This window comes from Paenibacillus sp. FSL R10-2736 (genome assembly GCF_038000245.1).
GTDB classification, from domain to species: domain Bacteria; phylum Bacillota; class Bacilli; order Paenibacillales; family Paenibacillaceae; genus Paenibacillus_AQ; species Paenibacillus_AQ phytohabitans.
The window spans coordinates 2,037,525-2,060,392 of sequence record NZ_JBBOBN010000001.1 but is presented as its reverse complement, the minus strand read 5'-3'; the positions used below and the strand labels follow the sequence as shown (position 1 = coordinate 2,060,392).

16 protein-coding genes are annotated in these 22,868 nt (G+C 54.8%); 5 read left to right on the top strand and 11 right to left on the bottom strand.

What is annotated here, in order from left to right; genetic code table 11:
* Positions 1-32: 32 nt before the first annotated feature.
* Positions 33-788, bottom strand: coding sequence for a YheC/YheD family protein (locus tag NSQ73_RS08520; RefSeq protein WP_171718135.1), 756 nt, complete (start codon positions 786-788; stop codon positions 33-35).
* 212 nt (positions 789-1,000) lie between these two features.
* Between NSQ73_RS08520 and NSQ73_RS08515 the strand changes: the two genes are divergently transcribed.
* Together NSQ73_RS08515 and NSQ73_RS08510 are read left to right on the top strand one after the other, a co-directional pair.
* Entirely contained in the window at positions 1,001-1,816 is an 816-nt protein-coding gene (locus NSQ73_RS08515; RefSeq protein WP_340943947.1) for a DUF6492 family protein, read from the top strand.
* 14 nt (positions 1,817-1,830) lie between these two features.
* On the top strand, positions 1,831-3,156 hold the full coding sequence (locus NSQ73_RS08510; protein WP_340986134.1) for a sugar phosphate nucleotidyltransferase: 1,326 nt from the start codon (positions 1,831-1,833) through the stop codon (positions 3,154-3,156).
* 56 nt (positions 3,157-3,212) lie between these two features.
* On the opposite strand, the gene NSQ73_RS08505 is transcribed toward NSQ73_RS08510, so the two are convergent.
* The 4 genes from NSQ73_RS08505 to NSQ73_RS08490 form a co-directional block, all read right to left on the bottom strand.
* Complete coding sequence (locus tag NSQ73_RS08505) at positions 3,213-6,704, bottom strand: glycoside hydrolase family 2 TIM barrel-domain containing protein (protein WP_340986133.1); 3,492 nt, start codon at positions 6,702-6,704, stop codon at positions 3,213-3,215.
* Between the two features lie 53 nt (positions 6,705-6,757).
* On the bottom strand, positions 6,758-8,368 hold the full coding sequence (locus tag NSQ73_RS08500) for an extracellular solute-binding protein (protein WP_340986132.1): 1,611 nt from the start codon (positions 8,366-8,368) through the stop codon (positions 6,758-6,760).
* A gap of 403 nt (positions 8,369-8,771) precedes the next feature.
* Positions 8,772-9,566 (bottom strand): Nif3-like dinuclear metal center hexameric protein, encoded by a 795-nt coding sequence (locus tag NSQ73_RS08495; RefSeq protein ID WP_340986131.1) that lies wholly within the window; start codon positions 9,564-9,566, stop codon positions 8,772-8,774.
* Positions 9,567-9,600: 34 nt separating this feature from the next.
* Positions 9,601-11,685, bottom strand: coding sequence for an alpha-glucuronidase family glycosyl hydrolase (locus NSQ73_RS08490; RefSeq protein WP_340986129.1), 2,085 nt, complete (start codon positions 11,683-11,685; stop codon positions 9,601-9,603).
* Between the two features lie 293 nt (positions 11,686-11,978).
* Between NSQ73_RS08490 and NSQ73_RS08485 the strand changes: the two genes are divergently transcribed.
* Positions 11,979-12,884, top strand: coding sequence for an AraC family transcriptional regulator (locus NSQ73_RS08485; protein WP_171718128.1), 906 nt, complete (start codon positions 11,979-11,981; stop codon positions 12,882-12,884).
* 82 nt (positions 12,885-12,966) lie between these two features.
* On the opposite strand, the gene NSQ73_RS08480 is transcribed toward NSQ73_RS08485, so the two are convergent.
* Complete coding sequence (locus tag NSQ73_RS08480; protein ID WP_340986128.1) at positions 12,967-13,599, bottom strand: GntR family transcriptional regulator; 633 nt, start codon at positions 13,597-13,599, stop codon at positions 12,967-12,969.
* A gap of 244 nt (positions 13,600-13,843) precedes the next feature.
* Here NSQ73_RS08480 and uxuA point away from each other — a divergent pair, with 244 nt between their 5' ends.
* Together uxuA and NSQ73_RS08470 are read left to right on the top strand one after the other, a co-directional pair.
* Positions 13,844-14,920: a mannonate dehydratase gene (uxuA, locus tag NSQ73_RS08475; RefSeq protein ID WP_042138867.1), complete on the top strand. Its 1,077-nt coding sequence runs from the start codon at positions 13,844-13,846 to the stop codon at positions 14,918-14,920.
* A complete protein-coding gene (locus tag NSQ73_RS08470; RefSeq protein WP_340986126.1) occupies positions 14,921-16,537 on the top strand; it encodes a mannitol dehydrogenase family protein in 1,617 nt (538 codons plus the stop codon).
* A gap of 96 nt (positions 16,538-16,633) precedes the next feature.
* Here the strand turns inward: NSQ73_RS08470 and NSQ73_RS08465 are convergent, their stop codons facing one another.
* The 5 genes from NSQ73_RS08465 to NSQ73_RS08445 form a co-directional block, all read right to left on the bottom strand.
* Entirely contained in the window at positions 16,634-17,641 is a 1,008-nt protein-coding gene (locus tag NSQ73_RS08465) for an alpha/beta hydrolase family protein (RefSeq protein WP_340986125.1), read from the bottom strand.
* A gap of 10 nt (positions 17,642-17,651) precedes the next feature.
* Positions 17,652-18,302, bottom strand: a complete 651-nt coding sequence (locus NSQ73_RS08460; RefSeq protein ID WP_340986124.1) for a GNAT family N-acetyltransferase — start codon at positions 18,300-18,302, stop codon at positions 17,652-17,654.
* The gene (locus tag NSQ73_RS08455) at positions 18,299-19,096 is read right to left on the bottom strand and encodes a MerR family transcriptional regulator (protein WP_340986123.1); all 798 of its coding nucleotides are present in this window, start codon (positions 19,094-19,096) and stop codon (positions 18,299-18,301) included. The genes NSQ73_RS08460 and NSQ73_RS08455 overlap by 4 nt, the downstream gene beginning before the upstream one ends.
* 177 nt (positions 19,097-19,273) lie before the next feature.
* Positions 19,274-20,860 carry a glycoside hydrolase family 43 protein gene (locus NSQ73_RS08450; protein WP_340986122.1) on the bottom strand — a complete coding sequence of 529 codons (1,587 nt, stop codon included), beginning with the start codon at positions 20,858-20,860 and terminating at the stop codon, positions 19,274-19,276.
* Positions 20,857-22,815 carry a YjhG/YagF family D-xylonate dehydratase gene (locus NSQ73_RS08445; protein ID WP_340989236.1) on the bottom strand — a complete coding sequence of 653 codons (1,959 nt, stop codon included), beginning with the start codon at positions 22,813-22,815 and terminating at the stop codon, positions 20,857-20,859. Before NSQ73_RS08445 ends, NSQ73_RS08450 begins: the two co-directional genes overlap by 4 nt.
* Positions 22,816-22,868 lie beyond the last annotated feature (53 nt).

The window sequence follows — 22,868 nt, the reverse complement described above, 5'->3', positions numbered from 1 at the left end:
CCTTGCACGTTGGCAGGCCTTCTTTGTGTGCTCTATGGCTTCAGGCTAAAACGCCGGTACCTCATTACTCTGCGGTACATGGATTTATCCTTAAGCTGATTAAAGATATACGGGTCAGGATTCATGTTCACTTCAATAATCCATGGCTTGAGCGTCCGGTCAAGGCCGATGTCTACACCGAATTGCCGGTGGCGCGGATAGGTCTTCTGCATTTGAACCGCGATGCGTGTGCCCAGACGGTTCAGTTCTCCCTTCAACTGCGCGAGCTGGTGGGCCGACAGATGGGTAGAGAGCAACTGCTCCACTGCGGTCGGTTTGCCGCCGCTGTGGTAATTGGTTACTATTTTGCGCGGATGCCCCAGCCTGCCAATGATCCCGGTAGCCTCCCAGACGCCCTTAGGGCTGAGCTGCACCATCACCCGGATGTCGAAACGGCGCCCGCCCTGCTTCAGCAGATGGATACCTTTTTGAACCAGATAGCTCCTTCTGCCGATCTTCTTCGCCAGACTTTTATGAAAAGCTTCAAACGTATCGAAATGGCGCCGCGTTTCCTCATACTGGTACGTATACCCCTGCCGTTCCCCCCGCTCAGCGCGGATCACTCCATTGCCATAGGTTCCCCGTTCCGGCTTGACATAAATCATTCCATAGCTGTGAATCATCTGCTCCAGATTGCGTCTGGTAAACCTCCGGGTATCCGGGATGAAGGGGGTAATGGTTTGGTTCTTAAGCAACAATTGGGTCTTGTACCATTTGCTCTGACCTGACTGAACCTGCTTGGCTGTCACGCATGCACTCTCCTGTCCGGGAAGGAGCTCTCCATCCTCCCTTGATTTGCATAGTCGCTGCATTCTATGCGGAAGAAGGCGTATTTGAATAAAGCATCTGCCCCCTATGGGAAGATAAACTTTCAGCAGGATCATTGCCCTGTCAACCGTTAATCCGCAGGCATACCCTAGTGCAGACGCTCAAGTGTCAATATAGGTACGGAGATGAACCCATGTCAGATACTTCGGAAAATGTAACGAAAAACGGCCCTCCAATCGATGTTCTGATCCCGGCTATTGAAAAGGATCTTGCCACCCTCCCCCATGTGATCGACAGTCTCCGCCGCTACGTCCGCCACCCTATCAGCCATATTTATATTGTTTCGCCGAACAGCAGCAAGATCAGAGGGCTGTGCTCCCGCAAAAATTGTGTCTTTGTCAATGAAACCACCGTTCTGCCGTTCACCAAGAAAGCTATCCGCTACTCCTCTTCCCGCTGGAACCGTTCCGGCTGGCTGTACCAGCAGCTGCTTAAGATGAACGGGGATCATATTTGCCGCGAGAAATTTTTCCTGGTGGTTGATGCGGATACGGTGCTGATTCGCCCCCATCGTTTCCGTTCCGGCGGGAAAAGCATCTTTTATTGCCGTAGCTGGAGCCAGCCGGAATATTTCCGCACCTACCGGAAGCTGCTCGGCGCCGCCGCTCCTTCCCCTAAGTCTTTTGTTACACACTATATGCTGTTCGAGTCCGCGAAGCTGGCCAGTCTCAAAAGAACTATTGAAGCCCGGCACGGGATGCCCTGGCATGCCGCCATTCTCCGCTCCATCGACAAAACGAAGCAGTTCGGCTTCTCCGAATTCGAAACCTATGCCAACTATGTGTACAGCAGGAACAGCGCCGCTGTGCTGCTCAGGAACGCCAACAATAAAGCTCTGAAGACTCCGGCGGGCTCTCTGGGCAAAGCGCAGCTTCAGAAGTATGCCCGTACGTACCGTTCGCTGTCCTTCCATCAGCGCAAGGGATATTCCACTCCGCCCAAACCTTAAGGAGGCAGACCGCCTTGCATACTATTCTTCTAAGCGGGGGCTCCGGTATGCGGCTATGGCCCCTCTCCGGCAGCATCCGTTCCAAGATGTTCCTGCCGCTGCTTCCTGCACCTGACGGGGGCACAGAGTCCATGATCGGACGCGTATGCCGGCAGCTCAGTCAAGCGGGACTTGACGAATCCGTGCTGTTCGTCGCACATCAGGACCAGCTGGCCATCACCCGCCGCTATACCGGAAACAAGTTTCCGGTGATCGGGGAGCCTCACAAGCGCGGCACATTTACGGCAGCCGCCTATGGCGCCCTGCATTTGTACTCCGCTGGAAAGGCTGGACCGGAGGATATCATCTGCGTGGCTCCGGCTGATATGTATGCGGACGAAGACTTCTTCCGGCTGTTTCCTCAATTTCCGGATATTCTGGCATCCTCACAGGCAGAGCTCCTCCTGCTTGGAACCCAGCCTGCCTATCCTTCCGATCAATACGGCTATATTGTCCCGGCACAAGGGGGCACGGAGGCGTATGCTCAGGTGCTCTCTTTTGCAGAGAAGCCGGGTATCGCCAAAGCCCGGGAGCTGATGCAGGAGCATGCTTTATGGAACTGTGGGGTATTCGCGTTTCGGCTAAGCTTCCTGCTGTCGCATCTGCAGAGGATGGGGCTGCCCGCTGATCATGCGGCATTTGTTGCGCAATATGCCGGACTTCCAGTCCGCAGCTTCGACAAGGAAGTGGCGGAGCACAGCACCAAAGCAGTCGTTGTACGGCATAAGGGGGAGTGGTCTGATCTGGGAAGCTGGGATACGCTGGCTGCCCGGCTGGACTCTCCGTTGACTGGCGAAGGAGGCCTATGGGGGGAATGCCGGGATACCCATATCGTCAATGAGCTGAAGGTTCCGCTGCATGTAATCGGTGTACCCGGCATAGTCGCCATAGCGAGCCCCGAAGGCATCCTGGTTGCAGCCAGGAAGGAAGCAAACATGATCAAGGACATCCTGCAAGAGCATTCTGTTCAGGAGCCGAGGTACGGTGAGACCGGCTGGGGCAGCTATACCCTTCTGGACCAGGCAGCAAATGGCACCCGCCTTGTACTTACGATGATATTAAGACTGCTGCCGGAGCATGACATCCCGGAAATGGACTGTAAGCATTCTGCCAAGACATGGATGATTGTATCGGGTCACGGTGAGGTCACGGTGAACGGAGCCGCAGCCGCAGCATCGGCAGGCGGAATATTCACTATAGCCCGTGGAGACCGGCATGCGGTCAGGGCTGTCAGCACAATGAAGCTTATTGAGGTACGGATCAGTGAAGCAGGCGATGACGGGCGGATATATGGCAGCTGATAGAAAAAGGGATATCTCAAACGCCAGATGGTGGCTGTTTAGGATATCCCTGTTTGCTATACGGACGGCAGAAACTGGAACCACTTGAAGTCAAACCGGCTGCCCGGCAGGAACAGGAAGGTGACCGTCTGGCTGCCGCTTACCGGCGGCTCCAGAGTGAATTCACGCTCCGTATAGCTGCCGCTTCCGGCAAATTCAATCAGCTGCTTGGACTCGCCGCCGGGACCGCTGAACAGGATCTGCAGCGTATTGTTCGCAAGCGTTGAGCGTCCGCAGATGACAACCCTTGAGCATCGCCCCCCGCCAAAGTCCATCCCGGCAAATATAAGCGAGACATTGTTGCCGATCCCTTCAATGGCATCCTCCGTTATGGTGAAGGCATCCCCGTAAACGGCACTGTTGGCCTGTGCAGCCAGACGCTCATACGCCTTGTGCCTGCGGACAAACGAGAAGCCCTTCAGATGAATCTTCTTCCGCAGGATGAAGGACAGTGAAGTGATGCCTGTCAGCCTTTTGGGCAGCGTATAGCTTGCTTCCTGGTACACATTCCAGCGGGACGGCTTCTGGTAAATGACTGAGGTGAGTAGCTCGGCACCATTCTCTCCGGGAATGCCTTCCCATATCTCCATCGGGAATTCCTGATCATCCAGCGAGAAGATTGGCAGAACGATCTCATCGGCTCCATCATCCCCAAAGTCAATCCGTTCGAAGCAGATCCGGCTCTCCCCTTCCCGGGCTGTAGCTACACCGCGTTCATTGCCGTTGGTCAGATTCCGGCTATGGCTGCTGTTGAATCCCGAGGAGACAAATTCATACGGATTCAGATAAGCCTGGCCAAGCCCTGTAAGCTTGAATTCCATCTGTGAATAGAGCCGGATGCCGTCTGCGCCATTGGCTGTCCCGCAGCGGATGTATACATCGCCATCACCCAAAGCCGTGATTACGGCTTCATGCCCGCTGGTCTCAATGGTGGCAATATTGGCATCAATTCCGGCGGCGTTGGTGATCCGCCAAAGGACATCCTGCCAGGCGGCACCCTGCGGATGCAGCTTCACCCGGACCGGAAGTGACGGCTGCGCCGGCGTCAGAATATTACCCTCAGGGCAGATCATCTCCAGCTTGCGGACCGGGATCTCCTCTTCCTTGCCGCTCTCCGGATTTCCGGATGCTGCATCTGCCTCCAGCGGGTTATGCGCATACAGATACAGCTCATCTTCGGCGATCATTCCCGGTGCGGGAAGCACCGACCGCAGCGTAAGCTCAGCCGAAGCCAGATCCGCCGAAGCCGCACGCAGCGTAATCGTTCCGGGCTCCAATGTACCGGCAATCACTGCCAGCAGCTTACCGCTGAACAGGCGGCGGCTTACGCCTTTGTAGGAATCATAGTCCGTGCTGTCCCCGTTATCCAGACCGATCAGCCGTCCGGGGCCCTCAACACTGAGGTGAACCCGGTTATTGGCATTCGCTACCGGACGCCCCGACTGATCCAGCGTGCTGATCGTTACGAAGATAAGGTCCGTACCGTCTGCGGCAATCTCCTGCTTGTCTGGAGTTAACACCAGCAAAGCTGCATCCCCGAAGGAGGAAATCTGCTCCGTGGCGATTACATTCCCCTGCTCATCATAAGCAGCTGCACGCAGGACACCGTCCGCGTAAGGCAGCTGCCATTCTCCAAGCAGCTTATGTCCGTGGACATGATCGATGTCCACGCTGCCCTGCGACACTTCATTCATGAACAGCTCAATGCGCGGAGCATTCGAGCAGACCCGTACATCAATCAGCTGGCCCTGCGAGAAATCCCAGTATGGAAAGATATGAATCATCGGATGCGTGCGGTAATCCGTCCATTCTGCCTGATAGATATAATAGGAATCCTTAGGGAATCCGGCGGTATCCAGCTGCCCGAAGTATGAGTTCTTGGTGTGATAAGGAGTCGGTTCCCCGATATAGTCAAAGCCCGTCCAGAGAAACTGCCCCAGCGAGAAGGAAGCATCCCTGTCTGCGGTGATGCAGGCCTCCGTGCTTTTGGCACCCCAGCTGGTCGAGCTGTTCCCCAGAGAAGAGCACTGCTGATCATCATCGGCCAGAACGGATTGAGCCAGCGGGAAATGATAGACTCCCCGGCTTTGTACTGTCGAGCAGGTCTCACTGCCGTAGATTATCCAGTCCGGATGTTCCCGGTGATGCTGCTCATAATATTTCTCCGCATAGTTGTAGCCTGCCACCTTGACGATATCGGCGCATTTCTGCGCATTCTCCCAGGGCATATAGTTCGAGCCAATGGTAACAAAAGCATTGCCGCGCGGATCATGGACCAGCACTTCCTCCTGCAGCTCCCGGGTGAGCTCCTGGCCGCGGCTGTCTGCATGGGTATCATAAATCTCGTTGCCGATGCTCCACATCAGCAGGCTTGGCCGGTTGCGGTCCCGCCGCACCCAGCTGGCAATATCGCGCTTCCACCACTCCGGATAGAACCGGGCATAGTCATAAGGCGTCTTGCTGCGCTCCCACATATCGAAGGCTTCCGACACGATCAGCAGCCCCATTTCATCGGCCAGCTCCATAAGCTCTACAGCTGGCATATTATGCGCGGTGCGGATGGCATTGACGCCCATTTCCTGCAGCAGGACGAACTGGCGGCGCAGCGCCGCCTTGTTCACAGCAGCACCCAGAGCACCGAGGTCGTGATGCTGGCAGACTCCGTATATTTTGACATGACGGCCGTTGAGGAAGAAGCCCTTGTCACTGTCCAGCTCCATCGTCCGGAACCCGAAGCGCTCCTTCTCCACTTCAATGACCTCATCGTCTGCCAGCAGTTCAGATTGCAGAGAATAGAGATGGGGATTGGCAATATCCCATAGCAACGGGCGATCAACCGTCAGACGGCTGTGGTTATGTACGGCTGAACCGCCCTGCAGCACAGGCACCTCAGAGGTTCCTGCGGCAATTACCGTTCCTTGCGCATCCAGAATGCTGTGCCGCAGCTTCAGCTCCCTGCCTGCCGCTGCTGCTTCAGCAGTATACAGCTCCACATCCACGTCTACAGTCCAGGCTTCACCCTCCGCCGCTGCTCTGGCCGCAATATAAATTCCGTCAGCAGCAATATGCGTCTTCGGCATTGTCTTCAGCCAGACCGGCCGGTAAATTCCGGCGCCGGAGTACCAGCGGGAATTGGGCGATTCGTGGATCACACGCATATAGATTTCATTCTCACCCGCTGTCAGGTAGGAAGTAATGTCGAATTCAAAGGTGGAATATCCGTATTTCCACTCACCCGCCACCTGCCCGTTCACGTACAGCGTCGAGTTCATATACACTCCCTCGAAACGCAGGGACACCAGCTCATCGGCAGGTACTTCTTCGAACGTAAGGCTGGTGCGGTACCAGCCCTCCCCGTTCTCGTAGAGATTGCGGGTATCATAGATCAGCCAGTCATGCGGCAGCGTAACCGGCATCCAGTCTGCACCTGCGGCCACCTCGGCAAGCTTCGAATGAAGCGGCTGCTTGCTGAACTGCCAGCCATTGCTGAGTTTCCTTTTTTGACTCATGGATAATTCCTCCTAAAGGTTTGGTAGTATAAGCCTGGAAATATGAGCATCGTCTAACGGTTCAGGTAACGTTCATAGGCTGCTTGTTGAATTTCCAGCGCACGCCCGATGCCCAGGTCTCTCATCTGCTGCACATAGTTATCGTAATTGTCTACGGAATCGGTGCCCAGAATGATCTTGAGCTCAATATCTTTCACAAAAGCATTGATGTCGTTCATAATGCTGCTCATTTCATCCGCTTCTTCGGCGGTTGGCGTTACCGGAGGCAGCAGGTGGCTCTCATGATTGGTCTGTTTCCAGATGCCGATGGATTCGGTCGTTGCCGGATATTTCGCCGGCAGATTATTGTCCTGCTGAATCATCGGGAAGTTGGTGCCGTGCGAATACTTGGACATGACCTGGTCGCTGCCGAGGCCATCCGGATTCTTAACCACAAGATCGGTATAGACGGGCTTGCCGTTTTCCAGCGTATAGGTAATGCCTTCAATCCCATAGGTATTCAGCATGCTGCCTTGTTCGGTAAAAGAATAGTCCAGCCAGCGCATAGCAGCTTCTGCATTCTTGGTTGTGGCTGAGATGGCTGCCGAGCTTGTCCCCGCATAGGCATTATCCAGCTGGCCGAACTCAGGAAGTGCGCCTTTGGCAGCTGACGGATACGGAGCGGCTACAAAATCGGCTTCCGGGTCCGATTCCTGTACGGCTGAGTTATATTTCTCAATATAGTACTGCCAGCCGATCGTTGCTCCACTTACATTCGAGGTCATTTTCTTATCAACGGTAGCGCCGTCAATCGAAGCGAAATCCTTGTCAATCAGCCCTTCTTTGTACCACCGGCTCATTGTATTGAGGTAGTCCTTGTAGCCAGGCTCCAGATAGCCATAGACTACTTTGCCGTCGTTAACGTAGAAGTTACCCATCACACCGAACGCTCCGGCAAACCCTCCAGTCCGCTCTCCCAGGAATATCGTACGGAAGGTTACGGGTGAGGCTGCATTTTTCTTGTCTTTAAAAGCAGTCAGTACAGTATGCCACTCCTCAATCGTTTCCGGGATGCCGAGATTCAGCTCATCGAGCCAATCCTTGCGGATAATCGGCCCCCCGTAGACCCGGCCGATCTCCGAGCGGATGAACGGGAAGGCGTAATACGTACCGTCATCAGTTTTGATCATTTTGTCGATATCCGGGTTCTCCTGAAGGGTCTTCTTCAGGTTAGGCGCATATTGATCGATCAGATCATTGAGCTTCAGAATGTACCCCTGCTCCACGGCTTTATCAGGTCCGCCCGGGTATTGCAGCCAGGTATTGAGGAAGATATCCGGCAGCTCGCCCGAGGCCAGCAGCAGACTGAACTTCTGGTCGGTCATCGGTGTTCCGCCCAGCTGTCTGATTGCGATTCCTGTCCGCTTCTCATATTCGTCATCGACCGGCAGCCGTTCCGGCGTACCTCCCAGCTGTTCATTCATATAAGTCAGCTCTATGCCGCCCGTCATCGGATAAGTGAAAGCTGCCGCGGCTTCATTGGAAGCCGCGGCATTTCCGGCAGGAGTGACAGAAGCGCTTTCATAATTATCCTTCTTGGAGCTGCTGCAGCCTGCAGCAAGCAATGTGAGACCTAACACAACGATAAGCGGTTTATGCAGCTTTTTCGATCTGGATGAATTCATCACTGGTACGACCTCCGTTATAGGTGTAGTTGATGGCTTGATGCCTCTACAATGTAAGCTGAATCTTGTATACAAACAATATTCAAAATGCGGAATCAATGGTTAAAAACGCAAAAGGAGAATAGAATAAGCCTGATTCTATCCTCCTGTCGTGAAATTGGCTATCCAGATGGCGCTTCATCTTCTGCACTGCCTAACCTCATATAGAATTCCACTATATGATAGTTGCGCCCGGGGGGCAATCCGCAATATGAACCAGACCGGCAGTCTGCATACAATGCCGCTGTCCAGCGCAATCCGGCGGGATGTTCCAGCTGAACGTTCAAAACCCCCTTGCCGGCAGGAGTCCTGAAGGGACAGCCATTGTCCCTTGGTCTTCACACCTTCAAAGAGGTTCCGTTAATTATACAATCTGATAAACGGGCTGTTCCTGAATGTAATGCACCGGCACATCCGGAAACTGCAAGGCCAGCCGCTGCGCCAGCAGCTTCATCCCCGGCGCTTCACTCTCCGCATGGCCCAGCATAATTAATGCCCGGCTTCGGCCCTGCCGGACGGCATCCCGGATATATTCCGGGGTCTCCCACTCCGGGCCTTCACCGGCGATAATTAGATCAAGTGACTCCTGCTCAAATAGGGGAATGGTGGCTGCACCACCGCCTCTGTAGCCAACCAGCACGCCCACTCTGCTGCATACAGCGGATAAATTGCCTGCTGCGCGGACATAGGGGATATGCAGCTGCTGCTTCAAATATCCGGCAAACTCTGAAACTGCCGCAGCAGGGACCGAGAGAATAGACACATGGGGCAGATGCCGTTCGACATACGGTTCCCATTCCAGCTCCCGCAGCAGCCCTTCTATGATCCCGTCCGGTGTATAGCGGTGCACATAATCATGGAAGCGGTAGATACCTACACCGGTGCTGGCGACCAGTTCAGATTTCTGCCGGTAGACAGGATCATTCTCCAGCCCCTCCCGGTTATCCTGATGGCTGTAATAAATACCTTCATGCGTAATGATCAGATTCGCGCCAAGCAAGGCCGCCTGCTCAATTACATATTGCGAAGCCGAGAAGGCGGTCACAATCCCCTGCACCTCCGACTCCGGAGCTCCCGGCTCCAGCCTGTCTACCGTTCCATCCGGCTTGCGGATGCCTGCTGTTAAATGTCCGATAACCTGTCCGAAAGTGAGCGTCATGAACCTGCACCTCCTAATAGTTCCCTATTAACTCTCAATAAATCTTGCGTGCTCCGGAATCTTCTATGCCGCTCTTGCGGTAAAAGTAAGTATTGATCTGGTCGCGCCACTCCTTGGCATGCGCAGCCTGTCCCCGCAGACGTTCCTCTACCTGTACATACAGCCCCTCTGCGATCCTGCCCTTCAATCCGCTCCAGGCAGCCAGCAGCCCGGCAGCACGTTCCGCACCTGCAAAATGGGTGTCGTAGATATGCTGAATCACAGTTTTGCCGGAATGCAGCACATGGGTATACGGCACATGATGGAAGAACAGCAGCAGCTCATCCGGACATTCTTCCAGTGAATCATAGCGCTGCGCATTGCTGCCCATATACTGGGCGCTATAGCCGGTGCCTGTGGCCACAGTCCGGTCTACACCGATTCCCTGATGATCGGCATAATGGTAGGTGCCCCATTGAGAATATTCATAGCCGTCCACATTAGGGCCGTAGTGATGCTCGGGATTAATCATCCAGCCCACGCCAAGCGGTGCCGTATAGGATTCGTAAATCTCCCAGGAATCCAGTAAAATCCGGCTGATTACGCCGGCAACCGCAGCGTCTGTACCAAACGTCAGGGCGATCCACTCCGCAGCAATTTCTTCCGCGCTAAGCTCCGGGTTCCAGGCCAGCCGCCCGAATCCGTAAAGATTCGCCTGGGCCAGCAGATGCCCGGTCCAATTCCGGTCATTGCCCACATTGGATACTGCAGCCACACCGCTGTAACGGTTGCCCCATAGCGAGCCGTCGACGATATGCTTCACCGGAGCCGTTCCGCCTTGGGCCAGCGTGTCAAATTCCATAATCTCTTTCCACTGCGGAACCAGGTAACAGACATGACGCTGCTGTCCGGTATACTCCTGGGCAATTTGAAATTCAATCACCTGATTGGTCTGTTCAAGCGCCCCGAACAGCGGAGATACCGGCTCTCTGACCTGGAAATCCATCGGGCCGTTCTTGATCTGCAGAATTACGTTATCATGGAACTTACCGTCAAGCGGCTTGAAATGATCATAGGCTGCTCTCGCCCGGTCTGTCTTGCGGTCACGCCAGTCCTGCTTGCAGTTGTACACGAAGCAGCGCCAGATGACGATGCCGCCGAACGGCTTCAGCGCCTCCGCCAGCATATTCGCGCCATCGGCATGATCCCGCCCGTAGGTGAACGGGCCTGGCCGGTTCTCTGAATCGGCCTTGACCACGAATCCGCCGAAATCGGGAATCACCGTATAGATTTCAGCCGCTTTCGTCTTCCACCACTCCCGGACTCCGGCATCCAGCGGATCTGCGGTTCCCACTTCCCCTTCATGCATCGGACCGGCGAAGTTCACGCTCAGGAACAGGCGGATGCCATAGATGCGGAATACATCAGCGATCCGGGCAACATCAGGCAGGTAGGTGGAGATAAACAATGTTTCAAGCGCATGGACGTTCACATTGTTGATTGCAATGGCATTGATGCCTGCGGTGGACATCAGCCGCGCGTAATCGGTAATTCTGTTAAGATCATCCGTGAAGCGGTTATTCTCATAGAGGAAGGATCTCCCCGAATATCCCCGCTCTACACTGCCGTCGAAATTATCCCAATGGTTAATCATGCGCAGCGCGTTCACCGGATTCACGGTTTCATCCAGATGCTCAATGTCCTTCAGACTTCCGATCAGGCGCAGGAGGTGGAAGACACCATACAGCACACCTGCCGGTGAGGAAGCTCCTACAGCAATACACTTATGGGTCAGGCTGGTGCGGATTGCGAACCCTTCCGGTCCCACCGCCTGTCCGGCTGCTTCGTCAAATATGGCTTCGACCCGCGGATTGCCGCCGTTAAAGGTGCCGAATGCCACACTGAATCCGTCCGCAGCCGGTGAAGCCCCTGCCTCAATGTCCAGCATCGAGGCAATCCCTCTCTGCCATTCACGCAGCGCGGCTTGCACCGTCTCCTGCTCTTCCGTCACGGATACGGCTCCGCACCATTTCACATATTGCGTATATAGATTGCCTTGCGGCAGCTTCGGGTAGCTTAACCAGGCGTCGTATCCGCTGCCGGCTACTGCGGCAGTCTGATTGTCCGGTTGTTGTCTCATGCCAACATCTCCTCCAGTGTATTATTCATGTTAGCGGGCGTATGACCGGGCAGGTGGTCGCTGAGCCACGGTTATTAACACAGCCGGTGAAGCCCGGGCTTCTGCGCCAATCTTGTATACTAGTTCCTGTTCAGGTTCATCCTACCACGCAGCCGCCGGACGGGAACATTGTCAAATCAAGCAATTATTTACCCAAATCAAGCAGGTTTCAGCTATACTAAAAACGGGATAATGGATCGCGTAAAACGAATACACTCATTAATTCTAACGCAAGCGTCAGGGGGGAGAATCTAATGGTTTCCGCTTTTTTACCGCCTGTTCTGGGACAATGCCTTAGTGAAACGATCATCCCGGATGTGAAAACCACACTTAACCTGTTTGGCATGCATCTGCGCAAGGTCAGCGGGGAATGGGATTATCCGCTGCATGCCCATCCGCAATATGAATTCAACTATGTGCTGGAAGGGGAGCAGCTGTTTACCGTTAATAACCGCAGCTATATCCAGCGTGCCGGAGACTTAGTGCTGCTCCGGCCGGGAGATTCTCATGCCAGCCGCAGCGGAAACGGCCAGGCTTTTACGTATTTCTGCATTCATTTTGATATCGATGACAAGCTCCTGATCTCCTTGCTCAGCCGCCTGAATCACGTACTCTTCCCTTCCGCAAGCAATATTGCCCATAAGCTAGGACCCATCCTCTCCAAATTGGTGGATATTTCAGGCTCTATCTCGGGAGACATCACCATGTCACAGCGCATGAGGCTGCAGTCCGCCGTCTTCGATCTGTTCGCCCAGCTGTGGGAAGCCTTCTCTATTGAAGCTGATCTGTCTTCCCCTGCCACCTATGAGAAGATTGAGCTGGCCCACCAGATCCGCAGCCGCCTTCAGGGGCTGGTCTACCAGCAATTCAAGCTGGAGCTGCCCTATGACAGCCATTACGGAATTGATGATATTGCCTCGGAGCTCGGGATCAGCGCCTCACACTGCTACCGGGTGTTCCGCCAGGTGTTCGGCATCTCGCCCCGGGAGTTTCTGTCCGAACAGATGCTCCATGAAGCCAAGGTCCTGCTGGATGATCCCAGCCTGTCCGTCAGCCGGATATCAGGCATTCTCGGCTACCGTGATATTGCCCATTTCAGCCGGCAGTTCAAGCGCTGGCACGGCACCTCACCGCGCGAATACCGCGAGTCCGGACAATAGGCCTCCATGCCAAATATCCCTGCCTTCATGTCACATGAGTGCAGGGATACTTGGCATCTGCCAGGCGGTCCAGAATACGGATTTATTTCTTGATATAAGTGGCGAAGTGCTCCTGAAAGTTCATCGAATCAATATCTGCCCGCAGATGATGATGCAGCAGCTCATCGATTCCCGCAGTGTCCCCCTGCACAATATAATCCAGCAGCTGCTGATGCTCCTGCTGAATTGTAGCCAGCTTCTCGTCCTTCAGCATATGCAGCTTCCGGTAGCGGATGTAATGCACATTGAACTGCTGCAGCACCCCCCACAGGAATTCGCGTCCGGCCAGGCCGAACATGGTGCGGTGAAATTGATCATCCAGCTGCAGGAAAAGCTCGGCCCCCTCCGCCTGCTCAATGCATTGCTGCTGCTGCGCAAGGTTGCCCCTCAGCTCATGCAGCCCCTTCAGCGGAATATTACCGGCCAGCGACTTCATAATTTCCTTCTCCAGCACATTGCGGAGATAGATTATCTGCTCCACCGACTCCAGATCTATGTACGAGACCAGATTGCCTTTTTTGGGATAGATGTCAACGTACTGCTCCAGGGACAATTGCTTCAGCACATCCCGGATCGGCGTCCGCGACAGCTGGAAGCGTTCGGAAAGCGCGGTCTCACTGATCATCGACCCGGGCTTCAGCGCAAGCGAGAGGATTTCCTGTTTCAGATACGACATTATTTCTTTCTTGGAAGTCATGGAATGGACCAACTTTCTGTACGATATTCTTCTCCACTCATTATATAGAAAACAGATAGGAATTTCATTGACAAAGCATAAAGCTTATTCTATGATCAATACGAATCCTAACTTGTATACAAGATGATCATATCACAAAACGTTTTATCCGTAAGGTCAATTGTCACAAGCATTCAGAATGATTGTATTTGTATTTATGTTTAATACCAAGGAGGAAATGACAATGAATATGACTTGGAGATGGTATGGCGAGGGCAACGACAATATTACCCTTGACCATGTACGTCAAATTCCGGGAGTAATGGGCATCGTCTGGTCGCTACATCACAAGGTAGCGGGTGAAGTATGGGAAATGGAAGAAATCCAGAAGGTTGCCGATCAGATTACAGCCAAAGGCTTCAGCACAGCGGTTGTAGAAAGCGTTAACGTTCATGATGATATCAAGATCGGGCTGCCGTCCCGCGACAAATACATTGACATCTATATCGATACCATCCGCAAGCTGGCCAAGGTCGGCGTTAAGGTCATCTGCTACAACTTCATGCCGGTGTTCGACTGGACCCGTACTGAGCTGTACAAGGAGCTGCCGGACGGATCGAATGCACTCTTTTATGAAAAGGCTGCCATTACGGATAACCCGCGCGAAATGGTGGACCGGATTCTGAGGGGTGCCGGTGAATTCACAATGCCGGGCTGGGAGCCGGAGCGGCTGGAGAAGCTGGATGATCTGTTCGCGGCTTACGCCGATGTTACCGAGGATATCCTGTTCGACAACCTGAAGTATTTCCTGGAGCGCATTATTCCGGTCTGTGAAGAAGTGGATATCAAAATGGCCATTCACCCTGACGATCCGGCCTGGCCGATCTTCGGACTGCCGCGCATCATCCGCAGCCGCGATTCCATCCGCCGTTTCCTGGACATGGTCGACAGCCCGTATAACGGCCTTACCTTCTGCACAGGTTCGCTTGGAACCAACCCGCAGAATGATCTTCCGGCGATGATCCGCGAATTCCACGACCGGATTTATTTCGCCCATATCCGCAACGTGAAGGTATTTGAGAACGGAGACTTCATTGAAGTATCCCACCGGGGGCAAGATGGCAGCGTGGATGTGGCTGAGGTTGTCAAAGCTTACCACGAGAACGGATACACCGGCTATGTACGTCCGGACCACGGCAGACATCTCTGGGGCGAGGAGAAAAACTGCCGTCCGGGTTATGGCCTGTACGACAGAGCGATGGGCATTATGTATCTGCTGGGCGTATGGGACAGCCTGGAGAATGCCAAGGGGGCGAAATAAATGCTGAGCCTCACCAGAAGCAGCATTGCGGACCGTGAAGCCTGGGAAGCCGCAGGTGTAGAGCTGCCGCAGTTCGATTTCGCAGCGGTAGCACAGAATACACTGGAGAAGCCGGAGTGGGTTCACTTTGGCGCCGGAAATATCTTCAGAGGCTTCGTGGCCAATGCCCACCAGAAGCTGCTCGACAGCGGCAAGGCAGATACCGGCATCATCGCTGCCGAGACCTTCGACTTCGAGATGATCGACAAGGTCTACAAGCCTTATGATAATCTGACTCTGCTTGTACTGATGAATGCGCGCGGCGACTTCCAGAAGAGAATTATCAGCAGCATCGTGGAAGGCCTCACAGCGGATAAGACCCGCGAAGCGGATTACAGCCGCCTGACCGCAGTGTTCGAGAATCCCAGCCTGCAGATGGCCAGCTTCACGATTACGGAAAAAGGCTATTCCCTCACCGGTCCGAACGGCCAGTATCTGGGTATCGTCGAGAAGGATATCGCCGGCGGTCCGGATCAGCCTGTCCATGCGATGAGCATCGTCTGCTCCTTCGCTTACCGGCGTTATCTGAAGGGACAGTACCCGATGACCTTCGTCAGCATGGACAACTGCTCGCATAACGGCGACAAGCTGAAGAACGGCATGGTTACGATCGCCAAGGAATGGGCGGCCAAAGGCCATGTAGAAGAAGGCTTCGTAGCTTATCTTGAGGATGAGCAGAAGATTACCTTCCCGCTGTCGATGATTGACAAAATCACGCCGCGCCCGTCCGAATCGGTGCAGGCAGCGCTGCTGGAGCAGGGAATCGGCGGCATGGATGTGATCGTCACCTCCAAGAATACGTACACTGCACCGTTCGTCAACGCCGAGATCAGCGAGTATCTGGTGATTGAGGACAAATTCACCAACGGCCGCCCGGCGCTGGAAGAAGCCGGTGTAATCTTCACGGACCGTGATACGGTCAACAATGTGGAAACTATGAAGGTAACCACTTGCCTCAACCCGCTGCATACAGCACTGGCTGTAACCGGCTGTCTGCTCGGCTACACGCTGATCGCCGATGAGATGAAGGACGCCACATTGCGGAAGCTCGTGGAGATCATCGGCTACCAGGAGGGCCTGCCGGTTGTGGTAGACCCCGGCATTCTCAGTCCGAAGCAATTCCTCGACGAAGTGCTGCAGGAACGGTTCGCCAATCCGTTCATTCCGGATACCCCGCAGCGGATTGCTACCGACACCTCCCAGAAGGTCGGCATCCGCTTCGGCGAGACGATCAAGTCGTACATCCGCCGTGAGGAGCTCGATCCGGCGCAGCTGACCGCCATTCCGCTGGCGATTGCGGCCTGGTGCCGGTATCTGCTTGGCGTGAACGATGAAGGCGGCGTATTCGCACTAAGTCCTGACCCGCTGCTGGAAGCCTTGCAGACCCGGCTGGAAGGAATTACGCTTGGCGCGAATGCAGAGCAGGCAGCGAAGGTGCGGGCAGTTCTGGAGGATCAAGCCATCTTCGGCGTTGATCTGTACGCCATCGGACTCGGCGAAGTCATCCAGGGGATGTTCACTGAGATGCTGGCGGGACCCGGTGCCGTAAGGGCTACGCTGGAGAAGTATGTCGGCTGATGGGCAGGCGATACGAGATAAGTACTTACCGAAAGACCGGGACGGTTGGTCCCGGTCTTCTTTTATATCCAAACCCTCCATTCTTCCCTCCACACTTCAGCCTTGTTTACTCAGAAACAGTTCAATCTGCTCCATATAACCATCAACCGTAATCTTCCGCGGGGCAAAGAGACTGATCATCAATGCACGCAGTGAAGAATCAGCCGTTTGGACCCGAAGCATAGAGTGCTCGGTGTCCGGGAACAGCCTAACCGTGAGCAGTGAGGCAGGGCTGATGTTCTCACGGTACACCGACTCCGTTTGCTCCACATCTACATTCAAGTCCTCTTCGCCAAGCAGCAGGAGCACCGGGGATTTGAAGTTCTGTAGTTCATTCGTAGCGTCGGACAGAAAGTTCCGGCGGACAAATGACCAGCGTTCTGCGGACATTTTCTCCTTCGGATGAGTCAATTGAGTATATTCTTCATAGTCTGCCCCCCGAAGCAAAAGTTCATCTACTTGCTGCTCATAGGTGATCTGACGCTTAATTTCCTCGGCGGTACAACCGTCCTTCTTCATCTGCTGCCGGGTATTATACGCCCCCTGCTGCAGCCAATTGATGGCCGGTGAGACCAGAATGCTGAATGCGAGCGTTTCTTGTGCCGCAAGTTTCGGAATCACCCAACCCGCTTGGCTAGCTCCCCATACACCAATCCGCCCGCTATCCACGAACGTCTGTGTTCTGGCCCAGGCCAGGGCCTGCCCGGCTTCCTCCACCCGATCCTCGATACTCTGCTCAAGCCAGTTGCCTGCGGAGCCATTGATTCCTCTTTTATTAAGCGACAGAGAGGCATAACCCAGCGAGGCGAGCCGTTCCCAGAGCGGTTTATATCCGTCATTATGTGAAGCATCGACCGGTCCGTCGCCATGGATAAACAGCACCAGACCCAGTCTACCGGGCGCATTCCGGGGCAGCGTAAGCGTACCGGTCAATTTGCCCTGCGGCGTGGGAATTTCGACGGCCCGCTCTATCATGTCAAAAGTATTTTGCCGCACAACATAGAGACCTGCACCAAGCAGCCCAAGTAACACGATGATTAATGAGATTGCGGTTTTCTTCCTCATAAGAACCTCCCTATTGCCTGCAAATCATATATTCCCACTTCTCTTCACCCGACAAAAGCTTACTTAACAGCCTATACTCTTCCGTTTGTGTACAGAATCCAAGGCGTTCATACAAACGCTTGGCAGCCCTGTTGTGTTCGGAGACATGCAGGCTCAAACCTAATAACAACGGATGCTCCTCCATAAATTGATGTGCCCAGCGAACCAGCAGCCGGCCTACACCTGTCCCCTGATGTTCAGGATGAACCGCAAGATCTGCGATATAACATTCTCCCGGCAATGGGTCATAGTTCAAGCCATAGAGCGTGGCCAGCAGCAGCAGTGTATTTCTTGTGCCAATCCCTGAAATTTGCTTCCATACAGAAAGCTTGGCGGATTCAGCCGCCTTTCCGGTGATACTTACAGAGTTCTTGTGCCACTTCAGGCTAAGGGTACCGACCACGGTCTCCCCTTGCAGCGCCACCACCCGCTTCGTGTACGGACCTTCCGCCGTATAGCCCAGCAGCTGCTCGAAAAACAAAGCAAGCCCATCCGGCTCAATCTTGGTTCGCGCAGTAAACTTGCCCTGGAATCCATGGACAATGATCCGGCTGACCTCGCGGTTATACCCAGGCTGCATGTCTGCAATCGTAACCGTTGTAGCAATCGAAGTGTTCGTCACCTTGCATCAGCACCTCCTGTAGCGTCCCCAGATTCAATGCAGAGCAAAATTTCGTAATGTAGCTTGTCTCTGCTGAATAAGGAGAGGTAGGATTTCTCGATGAGAACAAGGGGACCCGGAAGTTCACCATATTCTTGCTCAGCATAGCGGCTGAATTGTCCGATCTCTTCCTTAAGCACGGATTCATCTGTTACCTGTAGCCGGCAAGAGAGATATTCTCCCGCCGGCAAGACCCGCTGGGCTCTTCCGCCGGGCTCTACAGCCGTATACAATGACACAGTATCCGTACGGTCGTAAATATAATGAATATCCGTTTCGGACAAGGCGTTCACTCGTACAGACTGCTCCGCCAGTGTTCTCGCATCAAGAGTTGCTTCCGAATCCATTTCAAACCACTTCTGCAGCGGCATTGCTTCCCGCCTCATCACCTGGCAGTTCTGTTTCTCCATTTGGAAATCGCGCTGCTCCTGCAGAACCTTCAGAATGAACTGCTCCAGCAGCTGGAGCCGGGCAATCTCTCCGCCGATCTCTACCAGCGAGTGATGCAGCCTCTCTTCCATCGCCTGCTGTCCGTCCTCCGCCATACTTTCCTTGATGGCCTGCACGGGCATCCCCAGCTTGCGCAGCAGCATAATTTGCGACAGCTGATAGATCTGGTCTATGCCATACTTGCGATACTGGTTCGTATCCGTATAGGAAGGAAGCAGCAGACCCTTTTCCTCGAAATAACGGATCTGATGAACCGACACCTGCATAAGCTCGGCCAACTCGCCAATTGTAATTTCCGCCCCCACCAGTCATCCTCCTCACTTCCCTGCTTATGGCTTCAATGATATACCTTAGGCCAGACCTAAGGTCAATGGCTTAATCTGAAACGTAAAAAGACGGCACAAAAAGAGTGATGCACTTGATGTACACCCCTCTTCTTGTGACGCCTGACATTCTCTTGTTCAACCCGCATAAAAGGCGCTTTACACCTCAAACTCCCGGTATTCAAAATAATCAAAATCCGCCGCACGCAGCGTTCCGCTCAAATCCTGCACACACATTCCGATAAATGTGCCGGTAAACCGGATATAGGCCGGGAAATCATCGGACAGATGATAGATTTCCATGGGCCCGCCGATCTTCTCCCAGTCAGACTCTCCGGCCCGGTAATAGAATTGGGCGAATTCCCGGTCGATCACTACCTTTAATGCTACGCTTGCTCCCGGCGGTAGCGCAATATCTGCCGTAAGGGTATCCTCGTAGACCCCGTCCCGGGAGCGGATGATGCCCACGCATTTCCCGAGGGTCTCATCATGAGTGATCCGCAAGTAGAGATAATCCTTCGTATCATAATAGACAATTAATCCGGCCATCTGCTGGAAGTGCTGCGGCTCGAATTCAATGGCGGTTTCGGCGCTGCAGCTGAAGGCCTGCTGGCGCAGGGCAACCAGACTCTGGCGGTGCATGGAGCTCATGGATTCTCTGCCCCGGAGGCGCAAATATCCGGGGCGCTCCTGTAGTGAGAGCCACGCTTCCTCAGCAGGCACACGCAGGGTGCTCCAGCGGACATCCAGCTGCGGGTCATCGAAATCATCACGGGGAGCCGGAGCGGAGAATGGATGCTCCGGAATGTCCGGACCCGGCACAGTAAGCGCCGGGGCGTTCCCGCCTCCGGCCAGGGCGAGCCAGCCGTCCTCCATGAATTCGCAGCGCTGAATCGCTGTCTCCCGGCCGAGATTGCAGTAATGGTCTTTCACGGGACGGCCGCACAGATGCACCATATACCATTCGTCTGTATGCGTGTGTACAAGACTGGCATGTCCCGCCTTCTGCAGCTCCAGTTCACGGTTTCCGGCAGAGGTCAGCAGCGGATGATTCGGAGCTGTCTCATACGGACCTTCAATCTGCTTCGACCGGGCCACCGTCACCGCATGATTATACTGTGTACCGCCCTCAGCTGTGATGAGATAATACCAGCCGTCCTTCCGGTACAGATGCGGCCCTTCCGTAAGCTTCAGCTCAGTTCCCTTGTAGATGGGAATGACCGGACCGGTCAGCCGCTGCTCAGTTGCGGAATATTCCTGCAGTACAATCCCGGCGAAGCTGTTATTGCCGGTGCGGTGATCCCACAGCATGTTGACCAGCCATTTGCGCCCGTCATCGTCATGGAACAGCGAAGGGTCGAAGCCGCTGCTGTTCAGGTATACAGGCTCAGACCAGGGACCTTCGATATTCCCGGCAGTCACCAGATAGTTAGGCGTATCCTTGAAGGCACCCTGTCTGCTTTTGACATCGGTATAGATCAGATAAAAGAGTCCATCATCGTAAGTCAGGCAAGGTGCCCACACACCTCCGGAATCCGGATCACCTTCCATATTCAGCTGCGACTTGCGGGTTAGTGCATACGTAAGCGGCCGCCAGTTCACGAGATCGCGGGAATGATGAATCCGTACGCCGGGAAACCACTCGAAGGTGGAGGTGGCAATATAATAGTCTTCTCCCGCCCGGCAGATGGACGGGTCCGGATGAAACCCGCGTAGAATCGGATTGTGAATCAGTGTTGTGCTCATCTTGTCTCCCCCAGTGCTTGCCGTCCTGCTTCCAGTAAGGCAATAATTCTATCCGTATCGTAGACACAGCCCTGCCAGGTCCCTCCGCTTGCCGCCTGCAGTGCGGCCCATAGCCGGGTATCATCCGGCAGGCCCGGATCAACGGCAAGGCCCGGATGCGGAGTCCTCGCGTTCAGAAGCTCCGTTCCCGCTTCCTTCGACAGCGGCTGTCCGCCTTCCCCGACCAGATTCACGCTCCCATCCAGCTTCACGGTATCGATCAGCACCTCTACCCAGTCATTGTCTCGCAGCTTCCCGAGGGGACCGCCAGCCAGCGCTTCGGGTCCCATATGTCCGATGCAGGCACCGGTGGACACGCCGGAGAACCGGGCATCCGTGATCAGCGTGACATATTTGCCGTAAGGCAGATGCTTGAGCGCGGATGTCAGCTGGTAGGTTTCTTCCATCCCTGTTCCGCTGGGCCCCCGGCCGATGATAGCCAGAATATCCCCGGCCTGCACCTTACCGTTCTTGATGCTACGGATCGCATCCTTCTCGGCAGTGAACACCTTCACTCTTCCCGTATGCCTGTAGACTCCTTCGCTGTCCAAGACGGAAGGGTCAATCGCTGCCGATTTGATGACTGCACCTTCGGGGCAGAGATTCCCTGTGGGGAACGTCATTGTGGAAGCCATCCCCTGCCGCTTGGCCTCTTCCGGGCTCATGATCACAGAATCCGGGTCAATGCCATCCGCTTCCTGCAGTCTCCGCCGCATGTCCGCCCGTCTCTGCGAGGTCTCCCACCAGTCCAGATTCTCGCCCAGCGTCCGCCCTGTCACGGTCAATACGGATTCGTCAATTAGCCCCAGCCGCCGTAAATGCAGCATGACTTCCGGAACACCTCCTGCCAGGAACACGCGGATCGTCGGATGCGGCACCGGTCCGTTCGGAAGCACACTGACCAGCCGGGGAACCTGGCGGTTCACCTCGTTCCAGTCATCAACTGAAGGTATCTTCAGCCCGGCGGCATGGGCAACGGCCGGCAGATGCAGCAGCAGATTCGTGGAGCCTCCGAACGCGGCATGCAGCACCATCGCGTTCTTAATGGCCCGATCTGTAAGAATATCACTCATCACTATTCCGCTATGCTCCATATGCTGAAGCGCGCGGGCCGACTGGCGGCCGATATTCTTCCAGACCGGCTGCCCCGATGGTGACAGAGCCGAATGAGGCAGCGACATGCCCAGTGCTTCAGCAATCACCTGGGCCGTTGCGGCCGTGCCGAGGAATTGACAGCCGCCTCCCGGGGTAGCGCAGGCCCGGCAGCCCAGATCGGCTGCATCCTCGAGCGAAAGTTCACCATTGCTGAACCGCGCTCCGATGCTCTGCACCTTGCCGGCATCCTCGCCGTTAACCGGCGGCAGTGTAACGCCGCCAGGCACGATAATCCCCGGAAGCTGATGCCGCATTCCGGCCAGCGCCAGCATCATGGCGGGCAGACCTTTATCGCAGGTGGCTACGCCCAGAACTCCTTTGCGGGTGGGTAGGGAACGAATCAGCCGCCGCAGAACCACGGCCGCATCATTCCGGTAAGGAAGAGAATCGAACATGCCCGTGGTTCCCTGGGAGCGCCCGTCACAGGGATCACTGACATACCCGGCAAACGGAATCCCCTGATTGGCGGTGAGCTCCTCAGCGATTTCTTCCATCATCACACCGATTTCCCAGTGTCCGGTATGGTATCCGAGCGCAAGCGGACTGCCGTCCTCCCGCCGGATTCCGCCCATCGTGCCGAGAATCAGATATTGCGGCCTGTTCAGCTGCAGCGGATTCCAGCCCATCCCCGCATTCTGGGTCATTCCGAAGATTTCCCCGCTTGGGGCATTTCGCAGCACCTCACCTGTAATCGGAAGCTTGCCTGCGGGACCTTCCGCAGCGGTATGTACAGGAACAGTATCATCTATGGCTTCCTTCATAATCTCATGCAAAGTCAGCTCCACACTTAACCCTTCTCTCCTTCAGAATGAAC

Bases quoted from the DNA above. Each gene is read 5' to 3' on its own strand.
- NSQ73_RS08485 (WP_171718128.1), top strand. From the start codon at position 11,979: ATGGTTTCCGCTTTTTTACCGCCTGTTCTGGGACAATGCCTTAGTGAA.
- uxuA (WP_042138867.1), top strand. From the start codon at position 13,844: ATGAATATGACTTGGAGATGGTATGGCGAGGGCAACGACAATATTACC.
- NSQ73_RS08450 (WP_340986122.1), bottom strand. From the start codon at position 20,860: ATGAGCACAACACTGATTCACAATCCGATTCTACGCGGGTTTCATCCG.
- NSQ73_RS08495 (WP_340986131.1), bottom strand. From the start codon at position 9,566: ATGACGCTCACTTTCGGACAGGTTATCGGACATTTAACAGCAGGCATC.
- NSQ73_RS08470 (WP_340986126.1), top strand. From the start codon at position 14,921: ATGCTGAGCCTCACCAGAAGCAGCATTGCGGACCGTGAAGCCTGGGAA.
- NSQ73_RS08505 (WP_340986133.1), bottom strand. From the start codon at position 6,704: ATGAGTCAAAAAAGGAAACTCAGCAATGGCTGGCAGTTCAGCAAGCAG.
- NSQ73_RS08480 (WP_340986128.1), bottom strand. From the start codon at position 13,599: ATGTCGTATCTGAAACAGGAAATCCTCTCGCTTGCGCTGAAGCCCGGG.
- NSQ73_RS08465 (WP_340986125.1), bottom strand. From the start codon at position 17,641: ATGAGGAAGAAAACCGCAATCTCATTAATCATCGTGTTACTTGGGCTG.
- NSQ73_RS08490 (WP_340986129.1), bottom strand. From the start codon at position 11,685: ATGAGACAACAACCGGACAATCAGACTGCCGCAGTAGCCGGCAGCGGA.
- NSQ73_RS08445 (WP_340989236.1), bottom strand. From the start codon at position 22,815: ATGAAGGAAGCCATAGATGATACTGTTCCTGTACATACCGCTGCGGAA.
- NSQ73_RS08500 (WP_340986132.1), bottom strand. From the start codon at position 8,368: ATGAATTCATCCAGATCGAAAAAGCTGCATAAACCGCTTATCGTTGTG.
- NSQ73_RS08515 (WP_340943947.1), top strand. From the start codon at position 1,001: ATGTCAGATACTTCGGAAAATGTAACGAAAAACGGCCCTCCAATCGAT.